The organism is Hyalangium versicolor (assembly GCF_020103695.1).
Classification (GTDB): Bacteria; Myxococcota; Myxococcia; order Myxococcales; family Myxococcaceae; genus Hyalangium; species Hyalangium versicolor.
In genome coordinates this window covers 310,427-323,993 of sequence record NZ_JAHXBF010000017.1, presented here as the reverse complement: position 1 = coordinate 323,993, position 13,567 = coordinate 310,427, and the positions used below count along the sequence as shown (strand labels likewise).

At 64.6% G+C, this 13,567-nt stretch carries 11 protein-coding genes; 5 read left to right on the top strand and 6 right to left on the bottom strand.

Annotated features, from left to right (window positions below; all coding sequences use genetic code 11):
• The first annotated feature begins 67 nt into the window (after positions 1-67).
• On the top strand, positions 68-1,138 hold the full coding sequence (locus tag KY501_RS32900; RefSeq protein WP_224367637.1) for a tannase/feruloyl esterase family alpha/beta hydrolase: 1,071 nt from the start codon (positions 68-70) through the stop codon (positions 1,136-1,138).
• A 115-nt stretch (positions 1,139-1,253) separates the two neighbouring features.
• Here the strand turns inward: KY501_RS32900 and KY501_RS32895 are convergent, their stop codons facing one another.
• Positions 1,254-2,588: a DUF4241 domain-containing protein gene (locus tag KY501_RS32895; RefSeq protein ID WP_224367636.1), complete on the bottom strand. Its 1,335-nt coding sequence runs from the start codon at positions 2,586-2,588 to the stop codon at positions 1,254-1,256.
• 145 nt (positions 2,589-2,733) lie between these two features.
• On the opposite strand from KY501_RS32895, the gene KY501_RS32890 reads away from it, so the two are divergent.
• A complete protein-coding gene (locus KY501_RS32890; protein WP_224367635.1) occupies positions 2,734-3,090 on the top strand; it encodes a hypothetical protein in 357 nt (118 codons plus the stop codon).
• 30 nt (positions 3,091-3,120) lie between these two features.
• Here KY501_RS32890 and KY501_RS32885 read toward each other — a convergent pair whose 3' ends face one another.
• Positions 3,121-4,950: an amidohydrolase gene (locus KY501_RS32885; RefSeq protein ID WP_224367634.1), complete on the bottom strand. Its 1,830-nt coding sequence runs from the start codon at positions 4,948-4,950 to the stop codon at positions 3,121-3,123.
• A 491-nt stretch (positions 4,951-5,441) separates the two neighbouring features.
• A complete protein-coding gene (locus KY501_RS32880) occupies positions 5,442-5,885 on the bottom strand; it encodes a hypothetical protein (protein WP_224367633.1) in 444 nt (147 codons plus the stop codon).
• Between the two features lie 691 nt (positions 5,886-6,576).
• Here KY501_RS32880 and KY501_RS32875 point away from each other — a divergent pair.
• Positions 6,577-6,714 (top strand): hypothetical protein, encoded by a 138-nt coding sequence (locus KY501_RS32875; RefSeq protein ID WP_224367632.1) that lies wholly within the window; start codon positions 6,577-6,579, stop codon positions 6,712-6,714.
• A gap of 202 nt (positions 6,715-6,916) precedes the next feature.
• Here the strand turns inward: KY501_RS32875 and KY501_RS32870 are convergent, their stop codons facing one another.
• Both KY501_RS32870 and KY501_RS54035 read right to left on the bottom strand, forming a co-directional pair.
• Entirely contained in the window at positions 6,917-7,534 is a 618-nt protein-coding gene (locus KY501_RS32870) for a hypothetical protein (RefSeq protein ID WP_224367631.1), read from the bottom strand.
• A 110-nt stretch (positions 7,535-7,644) separates the two neighbouring features.
• A complete protein-coding gene (locus tag KY501_RS54035; protein WP_309243017.1) occupies positions 7,645-8,178 on the bottom strand; it encodes a DEAD/DEAH box helicase in 534 nt (177 codons plus the stop codon).
• Between the two features lie 392 nt (positions 8,179-8,570).
• On the opposite strand from KY501_RS54035, the gene KY501_RS32860 reads away from it, so the two are divergent.
• Complete coding sequence (locus KY501_RS32860; protein WP_224367630.1) at positions 8,571-11,669, top strand: LodA/GoxA family CTQ-dependent oxidase; 3,099 nt, start codon at positions 8,571-8,573, stop codon at positions 11,667-11,669.
• Positions 11,666-12,775, top strand: coding sequence for an NAD(P)/FAD-dependent oxidoreductase (locus KY501_RS32855; protein ID WP_224367629.1), 1,110 nt, complete (start codon positions 11,666-11,668; stop codon positions 12,773-12,775). Before KY501_RS32860 ends, KY501_RS32855 begins: the two co-directional genes overlap by 4 nt.
• 2 nt (positions 12,776-12,777) lie before the next feature.
• On the opposite strand, the gene KY501_RS32850 is transcribed toward KY501_RS32855, so the two are convergent.
• Positions 12,778-13,218, bottom strand: coding sequence for a GDSL-type esterase/lipase family protein (locus KY501_RS32850; protein WP_224367628.1), 441 nt, complete (start codon positions 13,216-13,218; stop codon positions 12,778-12,780).
• Positions 13,219-13,567: the final 349 nt, after the last annotated feature.

Below are 13,567 nucleotides of genomic sequence, written 5' to 3'. Positions count from 1 at the left end.
TAGGCGTCGACGTCAGCCGCGAGCAGATGGCCGCCCTTCACCTTGAGCGCTCCAACTTCCATGGTGAGTGGAATTACACCCTCCGGCCAAACTGAAACTTTATTTCTGCGCGGCTCCTTACTTCGAGGGATGCTCGAACGGTGGCAGGGAAGGGCTGATGCTGGCGCAGCGATACCCCGATCAATTTGACGGCATTATCTCGCGGGCGCCTGCCTACAACTTCACCGGTTTGATCCTGGCGTTCAACCGCACCGCCAAGGCCCTTGCTGCACCCGGCGGGGCGTTCACCTCCGGCAAGATCACCACGCTTGTCAGCGCTGTGCGTACCGCTTGTGACGCACAGGACGGCGTCGCGGACGGCGTGGTGTCGAATCCGCAAGCCTGCACCTTCAATCCCGCGACGCTGCGTTGCGCGGGCGGCGCGGACACCGGGGATGCATGCCTGTCCGACGCACAGCTCGCGGTCATCCAGTCCTGGACCACGGACTTCTCGCTCTCGACGGGCCATTTCCTCAATACGGGATGGGCCCTGAGCGGCAACGAGGACGATCCGTTGGCCTGGCCGGGCTGGGTGACGGGCGCCGACAATGATCCCAGCACCTCGGCGCAGTTCGGCTTCCAGCTGGGCCTGGTTCGATTCATGCTCAACAAGGACCCGGCGCTGAACACGCTGGCCTACGACCCGAACGCAAACCCCGGTGCCGTGCTGAGCTTGTCGGCGCTGCTGGATGCGACCGACCCGGAGCTCACTCCGTTCCGTGCCCGCTCTGGCAAGCTGATCCTCTGGCACGGAGAGAACGACTCCGCGATCAGCTATCGCGGCACGGTTCGGTACTACACGCAGGCCGTGGCTGCCGCGGGTGGTCAGGCGAACGCCGACTCGTTCCTGAAGCTCTACCTTGCACCCGGCGTGGACCATTGCGCGGGAGGCCCTGGTGCGGACACCGTCGACCTGTTGGCGGCACTGGATGCGTGGGTGACGGCCGGTACGGCGCCTGGCGACCTGACAGCGACCAAGGCGGATGAACATGGAAACACAGCCCTGAGCCGTCCGCTGTGCCGCTACCCGAACTATCCGCGATACAACGGCAATGGCGATGTGAACGCTGCCTCGAGCTTCACGTGTGCCTCTCCTTGACCTACCGGTTTGAGCATCCTGGCGGAGCAGGTTGGGACCCAATCCATCCCTCCCGCTGCAGTGAAACGGTCGCCGTGTAGCCCGGCTCATCCCGTGCCCCATGCCCGAGCGGACATCAGCACTGGCGTGCTGGTGGTGCCGTAGGCTCACGCCGTGGGAACACACCGAAATCGATCAACAGGCTGATCGTCCGGCCAAGTTCGTCGCTTCCCGCGAGCACCTCGTAGAACCCGTCACCCAGGCCCGAGGCGAAGACCGCGATCTTGTGCTCCCCAATTACGTGCATTCCCCAGCTGCCGCTCGGGCTCTCCTGCGTACCGCTCGGCGCAAGCGTCATCGCCAGTACGTCGGTATAGTAATTGCCCTCCGGCGTTGATTGGGCGAACGCGTCGCGCGCGCTTGCGAACGCGTCGCACGCCTCGGCACTCATGAAGCACGCGAGCCCCGCATCGGCCTCGAAGCTCGACCCCGAGCGCTGCCATTCAACGACGCGCCCAGGCGCGACGTCGAGCCGCGCCGCAGCCACCCGAAGGCCCCAGTCGGGCAGTCGCCCGAGAACGAGCCGCACCGGATAAGAGCCGGGCTCTATCGAGACGTCGATCGGTCCGGCGCTGCTCGAAAGCAATGGATTGGCAGCGACCACTTCACCGGACGGGAGATCGATAGTGCCCACCTCGATCCGGTGAAGGGCAATGCCCGCATGCTTGGTGGCCGCGAAGAGTGCGTCGTAGTCGGGCGGCGGCGCCTTGATGAGCCCGCGCTCCCGAAGCCGCGCAAGCCGCTCTGCCTGCGCTGGATCGGCGCGTTCGCCCAGCCAGCCCGAGGCCAACTCTGCGAGGTGCTCCCGGAGCGAACCGCCGTTCTGGGCGATCCAGCCGTCGCAGCCCTCAGCGTCTATCGCGTCCGCCCAGTGCTCCAGCAGCGTGAGCAGATAGGGCACAACATCGGCCTGCGACTTCGATAGAGCCGCCAGGTGCGACTCCAGCTCTTGTTGCGTTGAGGTTCCCAGACTGAGGGCATACAGGCTGCGACTCTCCTCGAGTGGCAGAGGCGGCAAATCCTGATTGGCGCGGCGGGACTCCACCCAGTGTCTGGCCATCGTGTCGCGCAGCAGGACAGGGCTGGAGAGCACGCGCTCGAAATCCTTGGGCGACCGGAGCGTATCGACTGACAGCAAGGGCCAAGCGGGGAATTCTTCCGGGTACAGACCTTCCCAGTCGAGCGCGCCGGCGAGTCGCCGGTAGCCCTCGGCGAACGCCCGCAGCTGCTCTACATTGGCTTGCGCCTCTGCCGGAACCGGCACTTCCCACTGACGCAGGTCCGAGGGGCTGTCCCCTGTATCATGCAGCGAGACGGTGAGCCTGAGCTGGCCCTCTCTGTCCGCGGCGTCGAACTTCACGCCAATGCGCGCGCCGTCTCGGCTCTTCGCCTCGAGGAACGCGTCATCCATGATCTCACTGAGTTCGCTGACCGAAACGCTCTGCCGAGTCCTCATGAGCGCTTATAGCTTTGCCCGCGTGAGGACGAGGGTCTTTTCTCGAACGCTCATGGAGCCAAGGATGGGAGCAGTGACGAAGGAAACAGGAGAGAGCCGCATGATCCGGAGGCTTCTTCTGGGGGCTGTGCTCCTGCAGATGCCCGTGCTTGCCGATGTGCCCGAGCCCACGCGGGCGGCCTCGGCGGATCTGGATGGAGATGGCAAGCCCGAGTCCATCACGCTCGACGTGAAGGACTCCGCGAAGGGCAGTGCTGCCGTCGCCAACGTCCGCGTCGGCAGCACCGTCACCCTGCTCGCCCGTGCCGAGGTGGGCGCGACGGAGAAGAAGCCTCATCGCGTCTCCGGGAGCAAGGCGGCTCCCCGCGGCGGAGAGATCTGGCTGCTCTTCAAGTCGGAGACGGGCCTGATGGGGTGGGTCCTCGATAGAGGCCTCGGGTTGGAACCCTCCCTCTAAAGCGTGGTTCCATGGACACCCTCCGTCGTTCTAATTCGGCCAGACCACCGGATTGCTGCCAGTGGGATCGGAGTAGACGACCTTGCCGTTGTGAACGGTGTAGAGCACCTTCACGGTGGAGAGGTCCGTTGCGGGGTCCAGCGGGTCAGCCGAGAACACGACGAGGTCGCCCGCGTATTGTTTCTGCAGCGAACCGATGGGGGTGATGCCCGGGCGTGCCGCGTCGCGGTTGTACAGCCACGCGGCGTCGCTGGTGTAGGCCTTGATGGCTTGCAGCCGTGAGATGAGCTGGTTGGTCCGGTTGGTCTGGCACTGCGGGAGCAGGGAGGGCATCCACGATGGCGCCTGGACGCTGCGCGTCGATGCGACCCACACGCTGAACAGCGGAGACGGCGGCGTGACGCTGGTATCCGAGTGCAGGCCCAGGTGGAGACCGGAGGCGGCAGCCCACGCCGCGGGGTACAGGTTGGCGGTCCCGGACGCCTGGAGCAACTGCTCGCAGAGCGGCTGGTAATAGTAATAGAAGTCGTTCATCAGGAAGGTAACGCCGATGGTTCCAGCTTGCGCGACGCTCTGGATCTGCTCCTGGGTGGGCATGGTGAAGTGGACGATGACGTCGCGGATCCCGGCCGCTGGGTTTCCGGTGAGGGCGGCGAGCGTGTTCCCCTGGGCCTTGTTGCCGTTCGTGTGGATGAAGACGGGCAGGTGCTTCGCGTGCGACCACTGGACGACCTGGCTGAGGCCGTTCACGTCGAGATCGGCCAGGCCGTTATAGGGCTGTCTCGGGAAGATCGTGGGATCGGTGAACGGCTTGTTCAGGTTCGTGTACTGGACGGGGCTCGTCATGTCGCTCGTGTAGCCTTGGTTGGTACCGTCGGCGAAGAGCTTGATGCCGGCGAGGAACATATCGGAGCTGGCGAGGGTGTCGCGCAGGGCAGCGGCGATGGCGATGTGTTTCGGGTAGGCGGCGTCGCCGATGGGAAGTTGGATGTAATCGAGGAACGCCATGCGGACGGGCAGCGGGGATGCTCGGGCGACGGCGATATATGCCGCGATCACATCGGGGTTGGCAGCGCCTTCCTGAACGGTGGTGTATCCCAACTGGCTGTACTTCTGCGTCGACGAAGTGATCAGCTGCCGGAACACAGGGAGCGGGTCGTTCTGGGTCTTCATGACCTCGTTCATATGGGCAATGATGTAGCTGACGGCATACACCGCGAGGTCCTCGTCCAACTGGCCTCTCTGGGCGAGCTTCCACTCGACACCGGGATTGAAGACGGGGGCGTAGCACTTCGTCGTGTCGCTGCCTGGAGGGCAGAGGTTCAGGGCCGCGAGGCCCTTCGTGTTCACATAGACGATGTGGCCAGACTCGCTGGTGACCATCATGGGGACGTCGGTGCGGATCGCGTCCATTTGCTGCAAGGCCGTTTGCTGGTTTTCGTTCTCGAAGTTGTTCGGGCAGAGAAAGCCATAGGTCTTGTTGCTGTTACAGGAGAGGCGCGAGGGCTCGTAATTCCAGCCGAGCACCCAGCCCATGGCGTTGGGCTTGGCGGATTTGAGGGCGTTGATGACCTGGTCCTGCGTGGTCGTGGGCGTGAAGCAGGACGGTTGCGCAGGGCAGGGTGGCTGCAGCATGACGTTGACGTTCGCGAGATTGAGCCAGAAAGGGCTCCCGTCCGGTCCGTTGATGGTGGGGACGAGGAAGCTGATCGCGTGGGAGTGGCTGTCGATGAAACCCGGGTAGATGGCCGCGCCCGTGGGGATCTGGATGGCGTTGGCCGGAGCCGTGCCGGAACCGAGCTCGGAGATGACGCCGTTGGTGACGGCGACATAGCTGTAAGTGGTCAGGTTGGCGTCCATGCTGTGAACGCTCCCCGCGGTGCCGGCGAAAGCGACGGTGGCACCCTGCGCGCCCGAGGGCTCCGAGGAGCCCTGATCGGGCCGCGGTTTCGTGGAACTGCACGAGGTGAGGAGAAGGATGAAGAGTAATGCCAAAAGAGTCTGTTGACGCATCGTGGCCTCCGTATCTGGTGGTGGGGGTTCGCCGGCATCCAAGGGCCCGGTTCCGGAGCCCTGGAGCGGGAGAAGTCACCCGTGGACGCAGAGGATTGATCCCACCGTGTGGTTCTGGATCTCAGGTTTCTTCCGCAGTGGAGTCGGCGGTCGCGTCCTCGACGCCGCCTTCGATGGGTCCACGCGGCGGTTCGGGGGCTTGGACAGCGCTGCTTTCTTTTTACCCCCTCGGAAGATCGGAGGCGCTCAGCCAGGACACGTCCAGAGTTTGGACTGTACGGGTGGGAGCGGCCTTGACGCGCTGCTTCACGCCCCGCCGCAAGCGTATCAGGGAGTCTTTAGCGCACGTCCAGAATGCGCCCGTTTCCGTCAACAGCATACACAGCGCCCGCGTCCAGAAGCGTCTGATCGAGTCCGCATCTCGCCATGACAGGAAAGATGCTGACAAAGAAAATGCCCTCCTCGGACCGCAGCGCCACGACATCGTATGTGCTTCGATTGGACAGACACTTCTCCAGCGGCTTGTGACCATCCGAGAGCTTTGCCTTCGAGCCGGGCGGCAAGAAGTCATTCATGGCCACTTCGATGGCCACCATCAAGGGCCCGTCGAGCGCGAGCCCGCTCTCGAAAGAATCTGGGAATTTCACCTTCGCAGCCTCTTCTAGAGGCGCCCGCTCTGCCTTCTTGAGTCTGTAGTACCCCAGAAACGAACAACCGCTCAGCAAGCTCAAGCAAGCCAGAGCAACCCAGGTCCTCATGAACCACCTCAAGAACGCTGACACCGGAGCATCCTTCTCACGGCAACCAATCCTGACCTGCGAATTTGCTCAGCGAGCCATACTTACCCTCGGCTCGACCAATCGGGACCCACCTTCCATCCCGAAGAGCTGACACGATCCGCGTGGCGTAGTCGTAACTATATGCGCTGCACTTCCCATCTCTTTCCTTGTAAAACACCAGCAATTCACGCTCCCAGACACGGTCCGTGTCCGGGTCGAAGAACTTCGAAGGCCCCAGGGCCTTCACGATGAACATCCGAGAGGTAGCTGAGAAAACACTCTTGACTCTTCCTCGAGAAGTAATGAATCGCGCGATACTCTACGCCATGCTTGCCATGCATTGAGCTTGCGCCCGGTTGGCTCGTCAACATCTCACATGCTGCAACAGCCAATTCTTCTTTTGTCTTGAACGGTCCCGCCAGGGGCCCATCAACCTGCAGATGCCCATCAGGGAGGCGGTGCACCCGGACATTGAGGTTGGGCGTGGAGCACCCGATGGTATCTATGAGCAAGCCCAACATGACCACTATCCACAGCCTCGTGAGCAGGCTATTGCCCATATATTTCCATGCATAGGGAGAGCCGAAAGCTGTTTTCCCTGTGTCCAGGCTACCACCTCACTATCAGACGATCCAATGGAGTGGTGAGATGTGCGTACCACGTAGCGGATGGCATTGACCATCGCGGGCCAGGCGTGTACCCCATCCATGGGCCCGATCACCAGAACCTGCTGGAGCGGCAACTGGTGAAGGTGCGTGCTCCGGACCATGTCGAGCACACGTTCCGGGCGATGCCGATCACCCATTCCGGCAAGCCGATCAGTGCCCGATGAAGGCAGTTGAAACAGGGCTGTAGCAAGGGCCGGGTGAAGGTGAAGCCGGAGCGTTGACGACGCTGGACAGAGAGCCGAGCACGCCGCCTCCCAAACAAGGAGGGGCTGTGGCGGCAGAGAGGCTGTCCATGCGGAAGCTGAGAGAGATAGTGAGTGCAGAAGGCGGGGTGACGGTGCGTCGCCCGCCATCCCGCGCCAGCCATCAGCATCCACACATTCCAACGACCGGTCGCTCTCGGCTCAGGGAACTCGCCGCCGAGCTCGAGCCCTTTCTACGCTCGCGACTGACTGCCAGTCGCCTCCGGTCGTCGAGCTCGCTTAGAACCTTCTCGAGGGCTGCCTCGAGTTCAGCCTTCTTGGCATCGAATAACGCTCGCTCGGCTTCGCTCATGGCCAGCCGCCGACGGTTCGCCAATAAGCGCTCCTTGGAGCTCTCCATGACGGACTGGATTATAGTGCGCTCGATACCGTACCCCGACCGAAGCTCGAGGGTCGCTTTCTGTATATCTCTCTCCAGAGCGACGGCTGAAGCTAGTTCGTCGACGGCCGTGTTCAGCCCGTCGATGAACGAGTTGACGCTTCCGAGCGGCTCGGGCGCTCGGGCCGGCTTTCCCTTTTCCGGACTGGCGGCGGACGGCGCAATAGTGCGGTAAGTGACCCAGACCGTGATCAGCTGGAGCGCAATGAGCGGCGGCCAGAACAGGTTGACGATGGACAGAGCCGTCAATGTTAGGGCAGCTCCGAGCAAGCGCTGCGGTGCAACGAGGCGGACCCCGATCAAAACGGCGCTGATCGCCAGCTGGTAGCCGAGGATTCCCACCTGTCACTCCCGCCCCATCCGTCAATTCGTGTGCATCCGGGGCCGCGTCGTCGAATGCGTCCGTAGAAGAATATCGCCGGAGCCCCTGCGGAGGCGAGCCGGGCCTCACGTTAGACCGGTGAGCTTGCTCCCCCAGGCCGGTGAGGAGGAGGCGAGAGAGGGGAAGGAGGCAGGGGCCAGAAGGGAGCGGATGAAGCAGACGAGGCCGCGAGAGGACTGTGCCGAGTGGCTGAGGAGGACGTTGGACTTCGACGAGTTGGCCTGCGAGAGGTGTGGAGGCAGGCGGCGGGTATTGGCGTCCGTGAAGGGAGCACGAGGGATGGGCGCGATGGTGAAGCCCCTGGGACAGGAGACTGCCGGTGCGAGGCGAGCCCCGGCGCGAGAGCCTTGGTGGGGAAGAGGTAGAGCGCGCGGGCCTGGGGCTCACGAGAGAAGCGCTCCAGGAGCGGGAGGTTGTAGCAGAGGCTCTTGCCCGAGGCGGTGGGCGTGGCGATGACGATGTTCTTCCCGGAGCGGGCGAGCCGGAAGGCCTCGGCCTGTTGGGAGAAGAGCTGGTCGATGCCCCGGCTTCGGAGGGCCTGACGGACGCCGGAGGCGACGGCATCGGGGAGCGGGGCGTAGACGCCGTTGTGGGTCGGAGTCACTTCATCGAGGACGAAGCTGGGCCAGAGCTGCCGGTCGGAGCGCCACGCTTGGAGCACGGAGTCGAGTCCGCGCGGCCCAGACCACGGGATGCGCCGGGCGCCCGTGAATGCCCCTTCTTTGTTCGAATGCTCCGAGCGTTCTCCGAAGTGCGGACATGGCGATCGCGGCGGAGGACACGCGGTTCGCGCAGATCGAGATGCGGTGGCTGCTGACGGGGACGAGTTCGACGCGCAGTCCAAGGCGTCCTTGAACTCTTGCCGCAGGGAGGCCGGAGCGTTTGTCTATGATCGCATTCGCAGGATGGGTGTGAAGCCGCACACAGCGCTCGCGGCCCCTCTCGCGCAGAGTATGGGCAATCAGGCAGCAATTCCTCCCAGCCCGCGAGCAGACCATGCATTCCCAGCTCCCTCCGTTGCAGGACGCCAGCAGCACCGAGACCAAAGACTTGCCGCCCTGTGATTGCGCCAGCGACCCAGTCGAGGGGCTCAAGCAGATGTTCGTGGACTACGCCCAGGGCAAGAGGATTGCCTCTGGCGAAGTGCCTGCGCAGCGTCCGGTCTTTCGGCGCATGCATGGCGTGGCCCACGGCACCTTCCGAGTGCGCCAGGATCTCCCCGAGTCCCTGCGCGTGGGAGTGTTTGCTCAAAAGCAGGAGTACCCCGTCTGGGTGCGCTTCTCCTCGGATGTGCAGTCCAACACTCCGGACCTTCGGGGCACGTGCGGGATCGCCATCAAGCTCTTCGGCGTCGAGGGCCGCAAGGTGATGACGCCAGACCAGGACGCGCTCACCCACGACTTCCTGCTCCAGAACTTCGACGTGTTCTTCACCGACACGGCTCGAGACATGTGCGAGTTCACCCATGCCTCCCTGCAGGGTTCTCAGCAGAGGGCGGCCTATCTGCAGCAATACCCGACCACTGCGGAGATCCTCACCGCGATGCAGAAGGTGGTCCCCACGGTGCTCGGCACGCCTTATTGGAGCGTGCTGCCTTTCCGGTTCGGCAAGGCGCGCTACGCCAAGTACAAGCTTGAGCCCATGGACATCCCGCCACGAGACGGAGCCTCGCGGGACTCCGAGGATCCGTTCTACCTGCGCAAGGACCTGCACGCGCGCTTGAAGAACGGGGCGTCGCGCTTCCGCTTCATGGTGCAGCTGCGCACCGACGACGAGACGATGCCGCTCGACCGCGCCACCGTGCGCTGGAGCGAAGAGCTGAGCCCCCCCATCCATGTGGCCACGCTGGAGCTGCCCCCGCAGGACCTCGACACTCGCGGGCAGGACACCTACGGCGAGAATCTTGCCTACAACACCTGGCACGCTCTTCCCGAGCACGAGCCGGTTGGGAGCATCGCCGAGGCGCGCAAGGTGGCCTACCGGGCCTCGGCCGAGAACAGGCGCAATGTGAACGGTGTACCGCTGGCCGAACCCGTTGAGCCCCGTCCGGCGGAGCCTCACTCCGGGAGCCCGTACCCCCAGGCGAAGGACACTGTCATCGTCCGCGCCGCCATCCACCCAGCCATCGGCATTGCACGGGTCGGCAACAGCGAGGAGTTCTTCGTAGGCCCCGAAGTGGTGGAGCCCCTGCCGCACGAGGCGGGCTTCTACCGGGATGGTGCGGGCGCGCTCAAGCGGCAGGCGGCTCGCTTCCGCATCTACGGCTACAACGCCGCGGGAGAAGTGGTGGGTGAGCTGACCTCCCTGATCCCTCAGAACGCCACGAACGCCACGAATTCCATCCTGGCCGACATCGCGTGGCGGGTGCACGTCGCCAACCACAAGGCCAGCTGGTACGACTGGGAGATCGCGCTCGACATCCCCGAAGCCGCTCCCTCCGCGCGGCCCCGGCGCAACGCCACGGTGAAGGGAGACGCCCGGCGCCAACTGTCGATCGACGGAGGAGAGCGCTCCATCCAGGGGGCGCACACCTACGGAAGTCAGTACCGCTTCGAGGGCCAATTCCAGGGAACGCCGGTGTACCTCGGAGAGCTGCGCACCGATGAGTCCGGAAGGCTGCTCTTCCTCGGAGGACTTGGCCGGTCTGCCTCCCCTACCGGCGCCTCCATCTACCCGAAGAAAGACAATGACACTGGCTTCATCAACGCCGATGGGTGGTACGACGATGTCTCCGATGGCCCGGTGAGCGCGGAGGTGAGCATCGCAGGGAGGAAGATCCCCGTGGAGCCCGCATGGGTCGTCACCGCACCGCCCAACTACGCGCCCGATGCGGTGGGCGTGCGCACCCTGTATGACTTGCTCTTGGACCTGAACGTCACGGCAGGAATCCTGCCGTTCCCCAGCACGGTGTCGTTCCGCCAGGACGTCTACCCCCTGCTGTTGCGCCTGAGCAGCCTGCAGTGGGTGAACCAGGGCTTCGCCGTTCAGTTCGGGCATGGGGGACCAAGCGACTTCCAGAACTCCGAGTTCGTGCGGAAGCTGGCGTGGCGCCCCTCGAAGGGAGGGTATGACGTCTACGCGGAGCTGCGGCTGCAGGTGCTGCACTCTTTCCGGGACCCCCAGGGCTCTGACAACAACCCGCTCCCGTGGCCCTGGCTCTACGGGGATGCCACGGATACCCCTCCCGCGAACACCCCCCGGCAGAATGCGGCGATCTCGCCGACTCAGTACCGCATCCTCCAGGCGTGGGCGGCTGGCAGTTTCGTCTCGGACTGGGACTCTTCCTACGCGCCTGCGCGCACCCTGGAGGACGTCCCCCTGACTGGGCAGCCGGGCATGCTGGACCGGTCGGCGCTGCACTTCTGCCTCGCCGATGCCTTCCATCCGGGGTGCGAGGTCACTTGGCCCATCCGGCATCTCTCCATGTTCTCGGCGCCCTTCCGCATCCGCCACCGCCCGGCAGGGGTGCCTGCTCCCGACTATGGCGATGTCCTGACGCCCGCCCTGGCACTCTCGCTGGATGGCCCGCTGTATGCCCAGGGGCCGGGAGACCTCACGCGGTGGATGGGGCTCCCGTGGCAGGCAGACACGGCCTACTGCCGCTCCGGGTACTCCAGGAACGGTTATGCCTATGACCCCTACCTGCCCACCTTCTGGCCGGCGCATGTGCCCAACCAGGTGCTGACCGTCGAGGCCTACCAGGTGGTGATGGATGAGCGGCGGCCGCGAGAGGAGCGCCTGGCAGCCTACGCTCAACGGGCCAATTGGCTGCGCTTCCTGAATGGCCCTGCCGCCGATCAGATGGCGCAGATGGTCGCCACCTTCGGGGACATGGGCGTGGTGGAACTGCGGCCGGGCCCAGCCAATGACCCGGACTTCCCACCCATGATCGGCGTGGAGTCCGTGGGTCCCCAGGCCAAGCAGCCCACGCCCGTCCAAGCACCTGTCGAGACAATGGCCCCTGAGCAGCAGCCGAAGGGCGCCCAGGAACCGAGCCCGCGGACCCTGCTCCAGAATCAAGCCATCCAGAACGCGGGGTGGAAATCCACGGAGGAGGCCGAGGACGCACCGTTCCCGGTTCACATCCCGCGATGAGAGCGGAGCTGAACGCCCACGTCGGGATCGTGGGCGGCGGACCGGCTGGGGCCGCCGCAGCACTCGCGCTCGCGAGGGAGGGGCTCCGCGTCCTGCTGCTGGACGCGGGGAAGCCCAACGACTTCAAGCTCGGGGAGGGCCTGCCCCCGGGCGCCCGTCCCCTGCTCCGCGACCTGGGCGTGCTGGAGCACGTCCTGAACGGAGGACACCTTCCTTCGTATGCCAACGTCTCGGCATGGGGCTCTCCGAACCTTCACTCCACGGACTTCATCTTCCACCTGAGCGGTCATGGGTGGCACCTGGATCGCGCGCGCTTTGATGCCTCTCTGCGCCAGGCTGCCACCAGCGCGGGGGCGGAGGTACGGCAGGAGGCGGCGGTGACCCGGGTGGAGCAAGAGGCGGATGGCTGGCATCTGTCCATCGAATCGGGCGGCAACGTCTCGGAGGTCCGGTGCGACTGGCTCATTGATGCCACGGGACGCAGGGCTGCCATCGCCCGTCGGTATGGGGCGATACGGCAGCATGCGGACGCATTGGTCGCCTTCTTCGCACGCTTCCGCCCAGGGGCACGAGCGGCGGAACGAGATGGCCGCACGCTGGTCGAAGCCACGCCAGACGGCTGGTGGTACACGGCACGGATTCCGTCCGGTGAGCGGGTGGTGGCCTACCTGACGGACGCTGATCTGGCGGACCGGGCGAGGCTGCTCTCTCCAGAGGGATTCATGTCGGCGCTTGGAGAGACGGTGCATCTCCAAACAGTGCTCTCCGAGCATGGGTATGCATTGCATGACCGGCCTCGCGGCGCGGATGCCGGGAGCGCTCGCCTCGATCGCTTCGTGGGGTCCGGTTGGCTGGCTGCAGGCGATGCAGCGCTCTCGTTTGACCCGCTGTCGTCGCAGGGAATCACCACCGCGCTGTATACGGGAATGAAGGCCGGACAGGCACTTGCTGCCTGCCTCGCGGGCGACAGGGATGCGCTGGAGGGGTATGCAGGCCACCTTGCGACGGTTCATGAGGCTTACTGGAAGAACCGGTCCTCCTCCTATGGCGATGAGCGGCGGTGGGTGAACCGGCCGTTCTGGGCGCGGCGTCACCGCCCAGAATGAATTCAGTTGCAGCCCACCGCAGTGATGGCCTGCTTCCACGCCTGAGCCATCCACCAATACCCCGTGTCGTTCGGGTGGATGCCATCGGCTCCCAGGCCGATCGCCTTGGGGAAATAGGTGTTCATGTCCACCACGTCCAGCCGGCTCCAGCCTTGCGCCTTGAGGCTCTGCACGAGGTTGTCCACGGCGATGTTGAACCAGAAGACCTGGCTGTTAAGGCTCTCGTAGGGCCCCGAGAACGGAATGATCTTCGCCACGAGGATCCGCGCCGTGGGGTTGTAGTAGTTCAGCGAGCGAATCAGCACCTCCAGATCGCTGGCGGCCGTGGAGAACTGGCCCTGGAGCAAGTCGTTGGTGCCCGCATGCACGAGGATGATGTCGGCGGCGACCACCGGCGCGGCAACGGACCACAGCTGATCCAGCCCGGGTAGCCCGAGTTCCACTGCTGCACGCTCGTGTCTAAGTAGGGCGTGGAGTAGTACACGTGCGTCCCCGACATCCGGATGGGCCGGCCCACGGAGGGCGGATCTATCACCAGCGCCTGGCGATAGCCTCCGTTGTAGGTCAGGTCGGCGCGGATGCCCGCGGTGATGGAGTCACCGAAGGGACGCAGCAGGCACTCCTGCGCGAAGGCCGAGGGTGACACCAGACAAACGAAGGCAGTCAGCGCCAGGAGTGAGCGGAGGGAGCGGAAACAAGAGGCCATGATCTTCTCGTGGAAGAGGGGAAGTCGGGAGCCGCAGTGGACTCTCGACACGGTGAGGCTTAGCACGGGGAATGCCTCGGGCAACT

Coding starts and splice junctions, on each gene's coding strand:
- KY501_RS32895 (WP_224367636.1), bottom strand. CDS start 2,588: ATGGATGACGCGTTCCTCGAGGCGAAGAGCCGAGACGGCGCGCGCATT.
- KY501_RS32890 (WP_224367635.1), top strand. CDS start 2,734: ATGATCCGGAGGCTTCTTCTGGGGGCTGTGCTCCTGCAGATGCCCGTG.
- KY501_RS32885 (WP_224367634.1), bottom strand. CDS start 4,950: ATGGACGCCAACCTGACCACTTACAGCTATGTCGCCGTCACCAACGGC.
- KY501_RS32860 (WP_224367630.1), top strand. CDS start 8,571: ATGCATTCCCAGCTCCCTCCGTTGCAGGACGCCAGCAGCACCGAGACC.
- KY501_RS32855 (WP_224367629.1), top strand. CDS start 11,666: ATGAGAGCGGAGCTGAACGCCCACGTCGGGATCGTGGGCGGCGGACCG.